Source organism: uncultured Oscillibacter sp. (assembly GCF_947654275.1).
Lineage (GTDB): Bacteria > Bacillota > Clostridia > Oscillospirales > Oscillospiraceae > Oscillibacter.
In genome coordinates this window covers 22,774-37,098 of record NZ_CANTJS010000028.1, presented here as the reverse complement: position 1 = coordinate 37,098, position 14,325 = coordinate 22,774, and the positions used below count along the sequence as shown (strand labels likewise).

The following is a 14,325-nucleotide window of genomic DNA, read 5'->3' as shown; positions in this document are numbered from 1 at the left end:
GCCTTCGGTGATGGGTACTTCTTTCGGCGGAGTGTGAACTTTGTGGATACGAGTGTCAAGCGCGGCGATATTTACTATGCCGATCTCTCCCCGGTGGTGGGCAGCGAGCAGGGCGGCGTCCGGCCGGTTCTGATTATTCAGAACGATACCGGAAACCGCTATAGTCCCACCGTGATCGCGGCGGCCATCACTTCCCAGACGGGCAAGACCCGGCTGCCGACACATATTGACCTTCCCGTGGACCAGAGCTGCGGCCTGAGCCGGGATTCCGTGGTCCTGCTGGAGCAGGTGCGGACCCTGGACAAAAAGCGGCTGCGGGAGCGGATGGGCCATGTGGAGGAAAATGTGATGATGAAGGTGGATCTGGCGATTGCGGTCAGCTTCGGCCTGCCCCACGACCAGCTGGTGTGACTGGGCAAAACCGGGCCTTCCGGCGGGGTGTTTCCGCGCCCCGCCGGAGGGAGCTTTGCGCCCCTGCCGCCGGAACGGCCCGGGCGCGTGTGGGTCCCGAGAGACAGACAGATGGAGGTACATATGAAAAAAAACAGATGGTTTTTGCGGACAATCGTCCTGCTGGCTCTCAGCGGCCTGCTGATGACCACGGCCACCCTGGCGGCGGAGGCGGGCAGCGGACAGGACCCCCTGGTAACCCTGAGCTACCTGAATGAAACCTTTATGAACACCATTCTCCAGCGGGTGGACCAGAAGATTGCGGAGCGGAACGGGAACCTGGCCCAGCAGGGCGTCTCCGTGGGAGGAGGGAGCGCGTCCGCGTCCTTCACCGTGGTGACCCTGTCCAGCGGACAGACCCTGACGGGGGACATCGGCTGCGAAGTCATGCTGCGGGTGGGCTCCGCCGTCTGCGTCTCTCCCTCGGACCCTGGCCTCATCGACGAGACCACCGCCGGCACCCTGGCAAACGGCGGGGCTCTGGTTCAGAACCATTTGTACATGATGACCATTGAGGGGCGGGGCGTCCGGGCCTCGGCGGCCACCACCAAGCTGCTGGTCCGGGGCGGGTACACCGTCGCCTGACGGCGATGGAGAAATCGTGGAGCTATTTGCAGCCCCTCCGCATTCCCGGCGGCTGGAGCGTCATGTTCAATCAATTTTCCACCCTGGACCCGGAGACCCTGCCGCCGGAGGACCGGAAGTGGCTGGTCTTCTTCATCGAGGACATCCTGCACATCTATACGGACCACACCCGCAAGCGAAACAAGCGGGTGGAGACACAGCGCCTTGCCATCGACCTGGGCTGGTATCCCGACGGCGACCCGGAGGGGGCGTTCCGTCTGGAGGCGATTCTGGACGATGATTGGGTCAACCCGCTGCTGTCCTTTACCTCCCGGAGCCAGCAGGAAATCGTGGACGCCCTGGAAAACTGGCTGTTCCGCGAGTTCATGCCCAACTATTTCATCGAGGAGGAAATTTTCCGCCGGAACCACCGGAAGAGGACATAATAAAAGCCGTCTGCGCATAAGGATAGCGCAGGCGGTTTTTTGAGTTTGAGAAGGAGGCGGGCCGTATGGACAAGTTTCCGCTGCTGCTGGACGGCGTTCCCTCCGGTGAGCTGACGGCGGAGAGAGAGGCCCTGTACACCTGGTTCACCGCCCGCTGTCCTCTGCCGGAGGAGGAAGGGGCGCTTTGGTGCGCCTGGGCCGTGGGGGACCGGGGGGAACTGCGCCTGGGCGTCCTGGAGCCCCAGGGGGAGGGCGGCGGCCCGGGGATGATTCGCCGCCGCTTCTCCCGCCAGATGACGGCCCCGCTGGGCCGCGTTCTCCGGGGCGAGGCCCGTCCGGCGGGCCAGAGGGAGCCGGAGCGCTGGGAGAACGCGGCGTCACCGGAACGGCTGTTTCGGGCGGCCTGGCTGCGGCAGCGGCTGCGGGGCGTCCAGCCGGGCCTGACCCGGAAGGCCGGGGACGGCGTCCGGGAGCTGGCCCTGCCCTATGACGCGAAGAAGCCGTTTCCCCTGACGGCCCTCTTCTGCTTTGCCCGCGTCCGCTCCATCGGTGAGGGCCGCTGGGCGGTGTTCCGCTTTGACAGCGAGGAGCATCCTGTTTTCTAGGGTTTCGTCATATCCCCTGGGGCCGTTCCGGCGGATTCCGCCGTCCGCCCCGCAATGACCGGCGGGGCAGAAACGGACGGACAGAAGTCCGTCCGTTTCTGTTTGTCCCTTCAAACAAGGGCCCCCTGCAATTTGCCCGTCCGCCGGTCCGGCGGGCTTTCAAAAGAGACTGAAAAGGGAAATTTTTCTAATTTTGAAATTATTGCTGTACAGCTTTGGCAAAGACGTGTTATAATCTGCGGTATAAGGCGGCTGGGAGGACCGCCCCAAAAGAAGCCCGCCGTCGTTCGCTGCGGCGGAGAATCAGGAGGTCTCTTATGAAATGTCCATACTGCGGCTATAATGAGAGCAAAGTCATCGATTCCCGCCCCGCTGAGGAGAACAACAGCATCCGCCGCCGGAGAGAGTGCCTCTCCTGCGCCCGGCGCTTCACCACCTATGAGACGGTGGAGAGCCTGCCGGTGATGGTAATCAAAAAGGACGGCAGCCGCCAGACCTTTGACCGGGGCAAGATATTGGGCGGCATGATCCGGGCCTGCGAGAAGCGCCCGGCTCCTCTGGCCTCCCTGGAGAAAATCGCCGCCGAGATCGAGCGGGACCTGCAAAGCTCCATTGAGCGGGAGGTCAGCACCCAGAGCATCGGCGAACGGGTGATGGAGCGCCTGCGTTCCATCGACCAGGTGGCCTATGTACGCTTCGCTTCGGTGTACCGGGAGTTCAAGGATATCGACACCTTTATGGAGGAGCTGAGCAAGCTGCTGGCGGAGAAGGACCAGCACTGAGCGAGAACCCGGCCCGCCGGAATTGTTCCGGCGGGCCGGGTTCCCTGGGGCCTGGGGCGGTATGCGGGCCCTGTTCCGCCGGAGACCGGCGGGGCAAAAGGCATCTTTACACGAATTCCAGCGTAATATTGGTGAGCCGGTACACGGGCCGGCCTGCGTCCCATGCCTTCAGGCGGATGGCATAGTCTTTTATATCATCGTAGCCCGAGGGGATTGTTCCTGTGACCGTCTCCTTTTTCGAGAGATACACGCAGTCCTTCAGCTGCACAATCAGACCGGCAATCAGGCGGGGCAGCTCCTCCGGGCCGAAACCGGCCTCATATACGATTTCATCATAAGTATCGGAGGATACCAGATCATTCCGGTGCTGATCGAACAGGAAGCACTGATTGCACCAGTACAGATGGGCGCAGCCTGTTCCGTACAGCGAAACGTAAAAATCTCCGCGCCCTCCGTCCAGGGTGACCGCTACCCAGTTTTGAGGTTCCCCGCTGTCATCAATGTGAAATTCCCCGCCGAAAACCGGGCGCAGCAGGCGTTCATATATGGTTTTGAGCTCGTCCATGTCCGCGGCGCCTCCCGAATGCAAAATTGTCTCTGCCGGAATCATCGTACCATACCGGCGGCCCTCCGGCAAGGCTGTTCCCACAATTGGGGGCGTCCGTTCCCATATTTTATCAGGGGGAAGCGGCGCGGGGGCAGGCTCTGCCCTGTTTTTCGGAAGCGCCTGGTCTTCGGAAGCCGGGATGGGACAGAGCCCGGCCCCTGCATAAAATCTCCCGATGATACACTCCCCCGCAATTTTCCCTTTGCAAAGCACCGGATTTTTGCTATACTGTAGTCCTTAGAACCTGTTTAAAATCCGGCGGAGTGCCGGAGTGGGGCAGATTTTTTACCCAATAGGCATGTGATATCCGTAAGGCGGCAGAGCCGCCAACGGCTATCCAATTGTCGGGCAAGGCGGTTTGACGCAGGAATCCTGGCGGATTTCAAGTCAAACCAACGCAGCATCGGCGGAAAAAGATGCCCTGAGACGGCGTTTCGATGGATTATAAACAGGCTCTTAGATGGGAGGGCGCATATGCTGTATCACATTCTGGCCGTAGGCGACGTGGTGGGGGAGCCGGGTCTTCGCCACCTGGAGAGGGTTCTGCGGCCTCTGCAAAAGCTCAAGAACATTGCCTTTACCGTGGTCAACGGGGAAAACGCCTCCGGCGTGGGCCTCACGCGGGACCAGGCGGAGCGCATCCGGGACGCCGGGGCCGACGCCGTGACCCTGGGGAATCACAGCTTCGGCAAAATGCAGATCAAGGACTTTCTGGACGACGCCTCCTGGCTGCTGCGGCCCGCCAACTACACCGGCAGGGCCCCCGGCCACGGCTGCGAAATCTTTGACCTGGGCGGAATCCGGGTCCGGGTGATGAACCTGATTGGCCGCTGTGACCTGGCCTGGGGGGCGGACAACCCCTTCACGGCGGCGGACAGGCTTCTGGCGCAGGGGACGGCGGAGTTCACCCTGGTGGACTTCCACGCCGAGGCCACCAGCGAAAAACTGGCCATGGGCTACTATCTGGACGGCCGGGTTTCCGCCCTCTGGGGCACCCACACCCATGTTCCCACCGCCGACGAACGGGTGTATCCCAAGGGCACCGGCTATATCACGGACCTGGGCATGACGGGCCCCATTGAATCGGTGCTGGGCATTGAGCCCTGGCAGTCGGTGGAGACGTTTCTGGGGGGACTGCCGGGGCGGTATAAGCAGCCGGAGGGCCCCTGCAAGATGCAGGGGGCCATCTTCACGCTGGACAGCGCCGCAGGCCTCTGCACGGCGGTGGAGCGGGTGGATATCCGGTAAGCGGGGAAAGCGGGAGCGCGTATGAAGAGATGGGACATCGACAAAGGGCCGGGAAGGGGCGGCGCAGAAGGCCCCCACGGCCCCGGCGGGGGAAAGCCGCTCCGGAACCGGCTCCTCCGGGCGGTGCTGACGGCGGTGATGCTGGGCACGGTGCTGGTGCGGGCCGTCCGCATCTGCGGAAGCCCGGAAAGCGTGATGGAATGGTATTCCGGCGGAACAGGGCCTGTGTGGGGCCTGATTAAGGCGGCGCTGTTTCTGGGACCTTTCGCCGCGGCGCTGGCGGCGGCCCTGGCCCCCTGGTTCCGGAGTCGGGCTGCGAATGCGCTGTGGGCTGCGGGCTTTTGCGGCGGCGGCTTGTTTACCCTGAACGAGGGCCTGATTCTCTTTGCCCGGGCCATGGGCGGACACAGCGCCTATGTGGGGGCCGAGCCTCTTCTGAGCCTGTTGGTCTGCCTGATCTCCGGTATGGCGCTGCTGGTCCGGTGGCGGGCGGACTTCTCCCGGAAGGGGATGCGGCCATGAGCGGCGGCCCGGAGCAGTATATAGGAAGCAGGATGGCCTGGCAGGGCCGGGAGATTGAAATTATCAGCTGTTTTTCCTGTTATGAGGGCGACTGTTTCGTATATGTGTTCCCAGATGATTCTGAGAGAACGCCGCATAAAATCAGTATTTTTGACGGCGCGTTCCTGCGGGCCCTGCCGGATGTGCCGGAGGAGCATCAAAAGCCATAAACAAGAAAAACAAGAAAAAAGAAAGAGGAAACAAGTCATGTCTATCCAGAAGGTAAGAGCGTACATGGAGCAGTTCGGCATGTCCGGCCGCATCCGGGAATTTGAGGTCTCCTCCGCCACAGTGGAGCTGGCGGCGGTGGCGGTGGGCGTGGAAGGCGCCCGCATCGCCAAAAGCCTTAGCTTCAAGGTGGGGGAGGAGCCCATCATCATTGTGGTGGCGGGGGACGCTAAAATTGATAACAGCAAATACAAGGCGCAGTTTCACGCCAAGGCCAAAATGCTCACCCATGAGGAGGCCCATACCCTCATCGGACACGATGTGGGGGGCGTCTGTTCCTTCGCCCTGCCGGAGAATGTGAAGGTCTATCTGGATGTGTCCCTGAAGCGCTTTGAGACGGTATTCCCCGCCGCCGGCAGCGACAACAGCGCCATTGAGCTGACCTGCCAGGAGCTGGAGCGCTGTTCCTCCAACTTTCAGCAGTGGGTGGACGTGTGCAAGGCCTGGCAGCCCGCTCTTTCCTGAACGAAAAGCAGGTAAAATAAAGGGCTGTCTCCGCTTTTCCCAAGGCCTGATTCCTCGGAGACAGAGGGAAAGAATGCCAGGGGAACGATCGGAAATTTTGACAGACGGGTCAGAGCCCGCCCGGCGGCGCCGGTCCGGGCGGCGGCCTCCGCCCTCGCGGAAGGCGCGCTGTTTCGACAGGCGGAGGCCCGGCGGGAGGAGCGGACCATCTTGAACACGGGAGGCGCTGATATGCTCAGATTCATTCATGCCGCGGACCTGCATTTGGACAGCGCCTTCCGCGCGCTGGGGCCCGGAAAGGCGGCCCGGCTCCGGCAGGAGCGGCGGGAAACCCTGTTCCGTCTGGCGGACTATGTGAACGGACATGGCGTGGGGCTGGTGCTGCTGGCCGGGGACGTGTTTGACGGCGGCGGCTACCGGGAGACCCAGGAGGCCCTGTCGGAGGCCCTGGGCCGCATGGAGGCGCAGGTGTTCATCGCGCCGGGGAACCATGATTTTTATGGGCCGGGCAGTCCCTGGGCGGCGGAGACGTGGCCGGAAAACGTCCATATTTTCCGGGACAGGACCATGACTGCCGTGGAGCTGCCGGAGTGGGGCGTTGTCGTCCACGGCGCGGCCTTCACCGGCCCGGAGCAGTCCGAAAGCCTGCTGGCGGGCTTTTCCGCGCCCCGGGACGGAAGGGTCCACATCGGACTTCTCCACGGGGAGACGGACTCCTCCGAGGCCCGCTACAACTCCATCCGCCGGGAGGAGATCGCCGCCAGCGGCCTGGATTATCTGGCCCTGGGCCACATCCACAAGCGGAGGGAGCCCTGGAGAGAGGGGAAGACCCTCTGTGCCTGGCCTGGCTGTCTGGAGGGCCGGGGCTTTGACGAGACCGGGGAGAAGGGCTTTTACGAGGGAACGGTCGGCGGCGGCGTGACCTTTGTCCCCTTCGCCCGCCGGCGCTATGAGGCGCTGGAGGTGGACGTGACGGGGATTGCGCCCCGGGCGGCGGTGGAAGCGGTGCTGCCGCCGGACACGGAGAGGGACCTGTACCGGATTATTCTGACCGGCGAGACCGGCGATGCCGGAGGCCGGGCCCTGGAAACGGCGCTGGCGGACCGGTTTTATGTCCTGGAGGTCCAGGACCGCACCCGCCTGGCGGAGGACGTCTGGGCGCGGGCGGGGGAGGACTCCCTGCGGGGCCTGTTCCTCCGGGAGCTGCGGGCCAGGTGGGAGCGGGCCGGCAGCGAGGCGGAGCGGGAGACGGTGACCCTGGCGGCCCGGTTCGGTCTGGCGGCGCTGGACCGGCGGGACCTGGGCTGATGGATTTCCCCGGGTATTTTCACGAGTCTTCGTAACTTTTCGTCTTTTTGTAAATTTGTAAAAAATTCTTGCATTTTTGGAAAGAGTGTGGTATTCTGTTCAGGCTACAAAGGGCGGTCCTCTGCCGTGCGCGGGCCAGAAAGCGCCGCGGCGCCTGAGAAAAGCGGCAAGAACGCCTATAAAACAGGAGGAATAAAATCCATGGATCTTATCAAGGAACTGAACAAAGAGGCCCTGGCCAAGGAAACTTCCAAGGTTCAGATCGGTGACACCGTGCGTGTTCACGTGAAGGTCAAGGAAGGCTCCCGCGAGCGTATCCAGGTCTTCGAGGGCATCGTGATTGCCAAGAAGCACGGCGGCATCGAGGAGACCATCACCGTCCGCCGTATCTCCTACGGCGTGGGCGTGGAGAAGGTGTTCCCCATCCACTCCCCCTCCATCGACACCATTCAGGTGGTCCGGAACGGCGCTGTCCGCCGTGCCAAGCTGTATTACCTGCGGGGCCGCGTGGGCAAGAGCGCCAAGGTCAAGGAGAAGCTTTGATCGAGATAAAAAAAGAGAGGCAGGGCCTCTCTTTTTTTATTGGCGGCCCGGAGAAGCCGGAGAAGCCAAAAAAGCGCAAAAAATTCACGGAATCTATTGAGATTCGGGGACAGATTTGGTATACTGATTAAGATTGCATTGCGTTTCCCGGCGGGAGCCGGGAGAGGCCGGAATTTGGAGGGAGCGGAATGGAGCCAGAAGAAAAGAACGAACAGCAGACGGACCGGGGCGCTTATGAGTGGATGCAGGCCCTGGTGTGCTCTGTGCTGGCGGCGGTGCTGGTGTTTACCTTTGCCGCCCGTGTGGTGGGCGTCTCCGGCGGCTCCATGCGCAGCACGCTTCAGGACGGGGACATGCTGCTGGTGGTGAACAGCCTGCTCTGCGGCGATTTCCGCCGGGGGGATATCGTCATCGCGGCCAAGGCCAGCTTTGAAAACGGCGAGCCCATCGTCAAGCGGGTCATCGCCACGGAGGGCCAGACGGTGGACATTGATTTTGAGACCGGCGTGGTTACGGTGGACGGCGCGGACCTGGAAGAGCCCTATATCCGGGAGGCCACCCACCTGGCGGAGGGGACGGTGTTTCCCGCCACTGTGCCGGAGGGCTGCGTGTTCCTCATGGGGGACAACCGGAACGACAGCCGGGACAGCCGGGAGCCCAGCCTGGGCATGGTGGATACCCGGAATATCATAGGCCGGGCGGTGTGCCTGCTGCTCCCGGGGAAGACGGCGGACACGGACCGACGGGACTGGCGGCGGATTGGAACCCTGGCCGGGTCCGAGGCGTTTTCATAACACACATCATATCAGGACAGCACGGAGAAAGAGAACCATGAAAAGAGACAGACAAGCGGTTTGGAGCGGGGAGACGGCGGAAAAGAATACAGGCGGAGGCCGGGAGATTTACGAGTGGGTTCAGGCCCTGGTGTGTTCCGTACTGGCGGTGGTGCTGCTGTTCACCTTCGTCATGCGCCTGATCGGCGTGGACGGCCATTCCATGGTCCCCACACTTCAGGACGGGGACCGGCTGCTGGTGCTGAACGCCGGACTCTGCGGGGATTACCGGCAGGGGGACATCGTGGTGCTGCGGAAGGAGTCCTTCATGGACAGCCTGATTGTCAAGCGGGTCATCGCCACAGAGGGTCAGGTGGTGGACATTGACTTTCTCTCCGGCACCGTCTTCGTGGACGGAACGCCCCTCCACGAGGACTATATCAACGAGCCCACCTATACGGCGGAGGGCACGGAGTTCCCCCTCACCGTGCCGGAGGGCAGCGTCTTTGTCATGGGGGACAACCGCAACCACAGCAACGACAGCCGGGATGCCCGGCTGGGCACCGTGGACACCCGCTATCTCATCGGGCGGGCGGTGCTTGTGGCCTTTCCGGGGCCGGACGCTGCGACAGGAGAACGGAATTACCGGCGGATCGGAGGAATCGCCTGATATGGACATCCAGTGGTATCCCGGACATATGACCAAAACCCGCCGGCAGATTGAGGCGGACCTGAAGCATGTGGACATCGTGGTGGAGATCGTGGACGCCCGCATCCCTCTGTCCAGCCGCAACCCGGACATCGACGCCATCTGCGGCGCGAAGCCCCGCCTGATTATCCTGAACCGGGCGGACCAGGCGGACCCCCGGATGAATCAGGTCTGGGCGGACTGCTTCACAAGGCGGCAGGGCGTCATGGCGGTGACGGCGGACGCCCGTTCCGGCAGCGGCGTGAGCCGGATGGTTCCCGCCGCCCGGCAGGTGCTGGGGGAGCAGATTGTCCGGTGGAAGGAAAAGGGTCTGGTGGGCCGTCCCATCCGGGCCATGGTGGTGGGGGTGCCCAACGTGGGCAAGTCCACCTTCATCAACAAGGTGGCCGGGCGGAAGTCCGCCCGGGCGGCGGACCGCCCCGGCGTCACCCGGGGTAAGCAGTGGGTCCACGCGGACGCCTCCCTGGACCTGCTGGACACCCCCGGCATCCTCTGGCCAAAGCTGGGAGACCGGCAGGCCGGGCTGAATCTGGCCTTTACCGGGGCAGTGAAGGACGAGATTCTGGACACGGAGACCCTGGGCTGCCATTTGATGGCCTTTCTGGCGGAGCATTACCCGGAGGCTCTGAAAGCCGGCTATAAGCTCCCCGCCCTCCCGGAGCGGGAAGAGGGGGAGAACGACGTGGCCTTTGGCTATCGCCTCTTGGAGACCGCCGGACGGCGGCGGGGCTTTCTGGTGTCCGGCGGAGAGATCGACACGGAGCGCATGGCGAAGATTCTCCTGGATGAGTTCCGTTCCGGCAAGCTGGGGCGGTTTACTCTGGAGGCTCCGCCGGAGGAGGAATGAGATGAGACGCGTTGGGCCGGGCCGGCTGACCCTTGCCGCGGCCTGTCTTGTGTGGGTGCTCTTCCTGGTGAGCACCCTTGGCGGCGTGTGGATGATTCTCACGGGACGGATGACGGCGGACCCGTCGGTGATGGCCGTGGTGGGCTTCGCGCCGGGCCGGGAGCGGGTGGCCGAGATTTCCTGCTGGCTGGGGGTGGCGGTCTGCGCCGCCTTCACGGTGTATTTTGCCTGGCGGACCTTCTATCTGGGCACGGGGCATCTGCTCTATGATGAGGAGATGGTGGTGTTCGTATTCAGCCGCCGGGAGCGCCGGTCCCTCCGCTGGCGGGACCTGGCGTTCTATGGTGTGACGGTGCGGGACCTGGGGGAGATCGAGCCGCCGGTGATTCCCCTTCTGTGGGGCTTTTTCTTCCAGTTCCCCGACGGGAAGCGCTTCCCCGTGCGGCGGATGTACCAGGGATATGGGGACCTGGGGGCTCTGCTGGAGCGGAAGGGCCTGCTTGCGGTCCGGAGATAGAGAGGCGTGTGACGGAGCGGAAAGCGGGGCCATGCTGTCTCTCCTGGGGCGGGCTCCCCGGGGGCTCAGGCGTCCGTGCGTGCGGCCCGGTGAACGGGCTGCGCTGCTGAATTTGGAAACAGTGCGGAAAAGGAGGAACGGGCCATGGACCTGTGGGCCCCGGAACGGGAACAGTGGAATCAGGGATTTGACTGCCTCTGCGGCGTGGACGAGGCGGGGGCGGGTCCCCTGGCGGGTCCGGTGTATGCCGCCGCCGTCATCCTGCCCCGGGAGCTGGACATTCCCGGCCTCAACGACTCCAAGAAGCTGACCGAGAGCCGGCGGGAAGCCCTGTACGGCCTGATTACCGCTCAGGCGGTCTCCTGGTCGGCGGCCTTTGTCACGGCGGCTGAGATTGACGAAATAGATATCCTCAACGCCCGGATGCTGGCCATGCAGAGGGCCATCGACGGGCTTGATACAAGACCGGACCTCTGCCTCGTCGACGGCAACCGGGACCACGGAAGCCGGGTGTCCATCACCGCCCCCCATGTGACTCTGGTGGGCGGCGACGGGAAAAGCGCCTCCATCGCGGCGGCGTCCATTCTGGCCAAGGTCAGCCGGGACCGCTTTGTTTCCGGCGAGCTGGACCGGCAATATCCACAGTACGGCTTCGCCGGACACAAGGGCTACGGCACCAAAGCCCATTACGCCGCCCTGGACCGGTATGGCCCCTGCCCGGAGCACCGGAGGACCTTTCTGAAAAAGTGGGAGGCCCGGCGGCAATGAGAAAAAAGGAATCCGGCGACCAGGGGGAGGCCCTGGCTGCCCGGTATCTGGAAGAGCGGGGCTATGAGATTCTGGACCGCCAGTGGCGGTGCCGGTACGGGGAGCTGGACCTGGCCGCCCGTTCGCCGGAGGGAATTCTGTGCTTCGTGGAAGTAAAGCGCCGGGGCGCGGGCTCCATCGGCCTGCCCAGGGAATTCGTGGATGAACGGAAGCGGGCCCGGCTGCGGAGGACGGCGGCGCTGTACCTGGCCGCCTGGGGCGGCGGGGAGCCGCCCGTCCGGTTCGATGTGGCGGAGGTGTACGAGGACAGCCGGGGCGGACTCCGGGTGGAGTATCTGGAAAACGCCTTTGAATAGACGGACAGAGTATCAAAAACCTGAAAAAGGAGTAGATTCAGATGAAATACTACAGCACGCGGGACAGCGCCCTGCGCATCGGCGGGGCGGAGGCCGTGAAAATGGGCCTCTCCCGGGACGGCGGCCTGCTGACGCCGGAGACCATTCCCCAGATTGGGGCGGACTTCCTCAACAGCCTGGTTCACGCCTCCTACCAGCGGCGGGCGGCTAAGGTCATGGCCCTGTATCTCACCGATTACAGCGAGGAAGAACTGCTGGGCTTCGCGGAAAACGCCTATGGTCCCGATAAGTTCGACCATCCTGCCGCCGCGCCTCTGCGGAAGGTGGACGGCAGCACCCACTGCCTGGAGCTGTGGCACGGGCCCACCTCCGCCTTCAAGGATATGGCGCTCCAGATGCTGCCCCAGCTGCTTTCCGCCGCCCTGAGGAAGACCGGGGAGGACAAGACGGTCTGCATTCTGGTGGCCACCTCCGGCGACACCGGCAAGGCCGCCATGGAGGGCTTTGCCGACGTGCCCCAGACCAGAATCATGGTCTTTTATCCCAGGGACGGGGTATCCGACGTGCAGAAGGCCCAGATGGTCACCCAGGAGGGTCAGAATGTAGGCGTGTGCGCCGTGGCGGGGAATTTTGACGACGCCCAGGCCGGGGTGAAGCGCATCTTCTCCGACGAAGCCATCCGGAAGACCCTGGCGGACCGGGGCTATTTCCTGTCCTCCGCCAACTCCATCAACTGGGGCCGCATTCTGCCCCAGGTGGTCTATTACATCTCCGCCTACTGCGACCTGCTCCGGGACGGAGAAATCAAAATGGGGGACAAAGTGAACTTCTGCGTGCCCACCGGCAACTTTGGCGACATTCTGGCGGCCTACTACGCAAAGCGCATGGGGCTGCCGGTTGGCAGGCTGATCTGTGCCTCCAACTGCAACGACGTGCTGACGGATTTCCTCCGCACCGGCGTCTATGACAGGAACCGGCCCTTCCACACCACCATGAGCCCCTCCATGGACATTCTGGTGTCCAGCAATCTGGAACGGCTGCTCTTCGACCTCTCCGGCGAGAACGACGCCGAGGTCCGGGGGTATATGGAGGCTCTGAACACCAGCGGGACCTATGAGGTGTCCGGGACCATCAAGGCGGCGCTGAGGGAACAGTTCTGGGCCGGGTTCTGCGATGAGGCGGGCACCTCCGAAACCATCGCCCGGTATTATAAGGAATACGGCTACCTCATCGACACCCACACCGCCGTGGCCGCCCAGGTGATGGAGCAGTACCGGGCTGCCACCGGGGACGGGACGCCGGCGGTCTTCGTCTCCACCGCCTCCCCCTATAAGTTCTGCGACCACGTGCTGGAGGCCATCGGGGAGACGCCCCGGGGCAGCGGCGTGGAGCTGCTGGACCAGCTGCACGGGAAGACCGGCGTTGCAATCCCGAAACGCCTGGCGGCCCTGAAGGGCAAGGCCCCCCGCTTCGATCTCACGGCGGAAAAGGCGGAGATGGACGGCGTGGTGTTGGACTTCCTGAAATAATCCGAGAAGTTTATTCCCGCCCTGACGGGCGAGGGAGTCTCATGCCAGTATGCCGGCTTGTCCATTCCACCCCCGTTTTCTCTTTTTGGCGCGGCCAAAAAGAGAAAACGGGCCGTGGACGGTCCAAAAGAGAAAAACCGCTTCGCGCAAGAGCTGCAAGGCCTCGATTCCGCAGGACTCCAGCCCGCAGCATGGCGCAGGCGGGGGCGCTCACTGAAAGGCCCGCCCTTCTCTTTTCGCGGCCGCTCACCTGGCGCTTTGGCGTCGCGGGCCGGATGCCTGGATATTGAGAATTTGCGGGATCAAACCGAAGGCCCTTCACCTGTGACGATGAAGCGGAGGAAGAAAGGGAGAAGCTGTCTTGAAAACGTTGAAACGGGAATGGGCAAAGCTCTACTGGTTCAGCATCGGAGCCATCGCGGCGCTGGTGCTGCTGGGCCTGCTGATTCCCAACGACACCCTCCGGGGCGTCTGCCTGATTTTGATCGCGGCCAGCATCGTGGGCATCATTGTCAGCAGCGAGCATCTGAAATGCCCGTACTGCGGCAAGGGGGAACCCCGCTGGCCCCAGGCCCGGCCCTCCGAGAAAACGGTGTACTGCCCCCGCTGCGGAATGCCCTTCATCTACGACGACGAGGTGGGGAAGGAGAAAAAGAAGAAACGGCACTGAGGAGAAAGGGGGAGGGATGAACCGAAATGTCAAGCCGCTGAAACGGAGCTGGGCCCGGGCCTATTGGGTCTGCGCGGCGGGACTGCCGCTGTCCATCGCGCTGATTCTGCTGCTGGGGGCGGGGCTTCCGGCGTGGCTGCTGCCCGGGGCGTTTCTGGCCGGGGCGGTGGTGTGTCAGGAAAAGCTGCGCTGTCCCTGCTGCGGACAGAGCCTGTCCAGCATCCCCAGAGTCCGGAGGGGAACCGGCGGCGTCTGCCGCTACTGCGGCCACACCATTGTCTACGACGATGAAGAGAACCCGGGAACCGGCGGCTGAGGCCGGACCCGGCAAAACGCGGAAAAGGAGGGG

General features: G+C 63.4%; 19 protein-coding genes and 1 pseudogene. 19 read left to right on the top strand and 1 reads right to left on the bottom strand.

Translation table 11 applies throughout. From position 1 onward, the window contains the following. Nucleotides 1-42: 42 nt before the first annotated feature. From Q0063_RS08935 to nrdR, 5 genes are all read left to right on the top strand, one after another. Nucleotides 43-411, top strand: a complete 369-nt coding sequence (locus tag Q0063_RS08935) for a type II toxin-antitoxin system PemK/MazF family toxin (RefSeq protein WP_297871633.1) — start codon at nt 43-45, stop codon at nt 409-411. 123 nt (nt 412-534) lie between these two features. Then, entirely contained in the window at nt 535-1,035 is a 501-nt protein-coding gene (locus Q0063_RS08930) for a hypothetical protein (RefSeq protein ID WP_297871631.1), read from the top strand. Nucleotides 1,036-1,097: 62 nt separating this feature from the next. Then, on the top strand, nt 1,098-1,460 hold the full coding sequence (locus Q0063_RS08925; protein WP_297871630.1) for a hypothetical protein: 363 nt from the start codon (nt 1,098-1,100) through the stop codon (nt 1,458-1,460). A gap of 65 nt (nt 1,461-1,525) precedes the next feature. Further along, on the top strand, nt 1,526-2,065 hold the full coding sequence (locus tag Q0063_RS08920) for a hypothetical protein (protein ID WP_297871629.1): 540 nt from the start codon (nt 1,526-1,528) through the stop codon (nt 2,063-2,065). Between the two features lie 317 nt (nt 2,066-2,382). Continuing rightward, on the top strand, nt 2,383-2,847 hold the full coding sequence (nrdR, locus tag Q0063_RS08915; protein WP_297871628.1) for a transcriptional regulator NrdR: 465 nt from the start codon (nt 2,383-2,385) through the stop codon (nt 2,845-2,847). Between the two features lie 106 nt (nt 2,848-2,953). Here nrdR and Q0063_RS08910 read toward each other — a convergent pair whose 3' ends face one another. Further along, entirely contained in the window at nt 2,954-3,412 is a 459-nt protein-coding gene (locus Q0063_RS08910) for a hypothetical protein (RefSeq protein ID WP_297871627.1), read from the bottom strand. 516 nt (nt 3,413-3,928) lie between these two features. On the opposite strand from Q0063_RS08910, the gene Q0063_RS08905 reads away from it, so the two are divergent. The 14 genes and pseudogenes from Q0063_RS08905 (at nt 3,929) to Q0063_RS08840 (ending at nt 14,292) form a co-directional block, all read left to right on the top strand. Further along, on the top strand, nt 3,929-4,702 hold the full coding sequence (locus Q0063_RS08905) for a TIGR00282 family metallophosphoesterase (protein ID WP_297871626.1): 774 nt from the start codon (nt 3,929-3,931) through the stop codon (nt 4,700-4,702). A 21-nt stretch (nt 4,703-4,723) separates the two neighbouring features. Then, complete coding sequence (locus Q0063_RS08900) at nt 4,724-5,224, top strand: hypothetical protein (protein WP_297871625.1); 501 nt, start codon at nt 4,724-4,726, stop codon at nt 5,222-5,224. 246 nt (nt 5,225-5,470) lie between these two features. Next, nucleotides 5,471-5,956, top strand: a complete 486-nt coding sequence (locus Q0063_RS08895; protein WP_297871624.1) for a YbaK/EbsC family protein — start codon at nt 5,471-5,473, stop codon at nt 5,954-5,956. A gap of 231 nt (nt 5,957-6,187) precedes the next feature. Beyond that, on the top strand, nt 6,188-7,264 hold the full coding sequence (locus tag Q0063_RS08890) for a DNA repair exonuclease (protein WP_297871623.1): 1,077 nt from the start codon (nt 6,188-6,190) through the stop codon (nt 7,262-7,264). Nucleotides 7,265-7,465: 201 nt separating this feature from the next. Continuing rightward, a complete protein-coding gene (gene rplS / locus Q0063_RS08885) occupies nt 7,466-7,807 on the top strand; it encodes a 50S ribosomal protein L19 (protein ID WP_297871622.1) in 342 nt (113 codons plus the stop codon). Nucleotides 7,808-7,995: 188 nt separating this feature from the next. Next, nucleotides 7,996-8,601 carry a signal peptidase I gene (gene lepB, locus Q0063_RS08880; RefSeq protein ID WP_297871621.1) on the top strand — a complete coding sequence of 202 codons (606 nt, stop codon included), beginning with the start codon at nt 7,996-7,998 and terminating at the stop codon, nt 8,599-8,601. 37 nt (nt 8,602-8,638) lie between these two features. Then, nucleotides 8,639-9,250 carry a signal peptidase I gene (gene lepB, locus Q0063_RS08875; protein WP_297871620.1) on the top strand — a complete coding sequence of 204 codons (612 nt, stop codon included), beginning with the start codon at nt 8,639-8,641 and terminating at the stop codon, nt 9,248-9,250. 1 nt (nt 9,251) lies between these two features. After that, nucleotides 9,252-10,136, top strand: coding sequence for a ribosome biogenesis GTPase YlqF (gene ylqF / locus Q0063_RS08870; RefSeq protein WP_297871619.1), 885 nt, complete (start codon nt 9,252-9,254; stop codon nt 10,134-10,136). Nucleotide 10,137: 1 nt separating this feature from the next. Further along, complete coding sequence (locus Q0063_RS08865; protein WP_297871618.1) at nt 10,138-10,653, top strand: hypothetical protein; 516 nt, start codon at nt 10,138-10,140, stop codon at nt 10,651-10,653. A 129-nt stretch (nt 10,654-10,782) separates the two neighbouring features. Continuing rightward, nucleotides 10,783-11,421 (top strand): annotated as a pseudogene (locus Q0063_RS08860) (ribonuclease HII); the annotation flags it as partial. Then, on the top strand, nt 11,418-11,777 hold the full coding sequence (locus Q0063_RS08855) for a YraN family protein (protein WP_297871617.1): 360 nt from the start codon (nt 11,418-11,420) through the stop codon (nt 11,775-11,777). The pseudogene Q0063_RS08860 and the gene Q0063_RS08855, both read left to right, overlap by 4 nt. A gap of 41 nt (nt 11,778-11,818) precedes the next feature. Further along, nucleotides 11,819-13,306, top strand: coding sequence for a threonine synthase (gene thrC / locus Q0063_RS08850; RefSeq protein ID WP_297871616.1), 1,488 nt, complete (start codon nt 11,819-11,821; stop codon nt 13,304-13,306). A gap of 361 nt (nt 13,307-13,667) precedes the next feature. Then, nucleotides 13,668-13,976, top strand: a complete 309-nt coding sequence (locus Q0063_RS08845; RefSeq protein WP_297871615.1) for a hypothetical protein — start codon at nt 13,668-13,670, stop codon at nt 13,974-13,976. A gap of 16 nt (nt 13,977-13,992) precedes the next feature. Then, a complete protein-coding gene (locus Q0063_RS08840; RefSeq protein WP_297871614.1) occupies nt 13,993-14,292 on the top strand; it encodes a hypothetical protein in 300 nt (99 codons plus the stop codon). The last annotated feature ends 33 nt before the right edge of the window (nt 14,293-14,325 follow it).

Bases quoted from the DNA above. Each gene is read 5' to 3' on its own strand.
- Q0063_RS08890 (WP_297871623.1), top strand. From the start codon at position 6,188: ATGCTCAGATTCATTCATGCCGCGGACCTGCATTTGGACAGCGCCTTC.
- Q0063_RS08930 (WP_297871631.1), top strand. From the start codon at position 535: ATGAAAAAAAACAGATGGTTTTTGCGGACAATCGTCCTGCTGGCTCTC.
- thrC (WP_297871616.1), top strand. From the start codon at position 11,819: ATGAAATACTACAGCACGCGGGACAGCGCCCTGCGCATCGGCGGGGCG.
- Q0063_RS08895 (WP_297871624.1), top strand. From the start codon at position 5,471: ATGTCTATCCAGAAGGTAAGAGCGTACATGGAGCAGTTCGGCATGTCC.
- rplS (WP_297871622.1), top strand. From the start codon at position 7,466: ATGGATCTTATCAAGGAACTGAACAAAGAGGCCCTGGCCAAGGAAACT.
- Q0063_RS08840 (WP_297871614.1), top strand. From the start codon at position 13,993: ATGAACCGAAATGTCAAGCCGCTGAAACGGAGCTGGGCCCGGGCCTAT.
- Q0063_RS08905 (WP_297871626.1), top strand. From the start codon at position 3,929: ATGCTGTATCACATTCTGGCCGTAGGCGACGTGGTGGGGGAGCCGGGT.
- Q0063_RS08855 (WP_297871617.1), top strand. From the start codon at position 11,418: ATGAGAAAAAAGGAATCCGGCGACCAGGGGGAGGCCCTGGCTGCCCGG.
- nrdR (WP_297871628.1), top strand. From the start codon at position 2,383: ATGAAATGTCCATACTGCGGCTATAATGAGAGCAAAGTCATCGATTCC.
- ylqF (WP_297871619.1), top strand. From the start codon at position 9,252: ATGGACATCCAGTGGTATCCCGGACATATGACCAAAACCCGCCGGCAG.
- lepB (WP_297871620.1), top strand. From the start codon at position 8,639: ATGAAAAGAGACAGACAAGCGGTTTGGAGCGGGGAGACGGCGGAAAAG.
- Q0063_RS08920 (WP_297871629.1), top strand. From the start codon at position 1,526: ATGGACAAGTTTCCGCTGCTGCTGGACGGCGTTCCCTCCGGTGAGCTG.
- Q0063_RS08910 (WP_297871627.1), bottom strand. From the start codon at position 3,412: ATGGACGAGCTCAAAACCATATATGAACGCCTGCTGCGCCCGGTTTTC.
- Q0063_RS08900 (WP_297871625.1), top strand. From the start codon at position 4,724: ATGAAGAGATGGGACATCGACAAAGGGCCGGGAAGGGGCGGCGCAGAA.
- Q0063_RS08865 (WP_297871618.1), top strand. From the start codon at position 10,138: ATGAGACGCGTTGGGCCGGGCCGGCTGACCCTTGCCGCGGCCTGTCTT.
- lepB (WP_297871621.1), top strand. From the start codon at position 7,996: ATGGAGCCAGAAGAAAAGAACGAACAGCAGACGGACCGGGGCGCTTAT.
- Q0063_RS08925 (WP_297871630.1), top strand. From the start codon at position 1,098: ATGTTCAATCAATTTTCCACCCTGGACCCGGAGACCCTGCCGCCGGAG.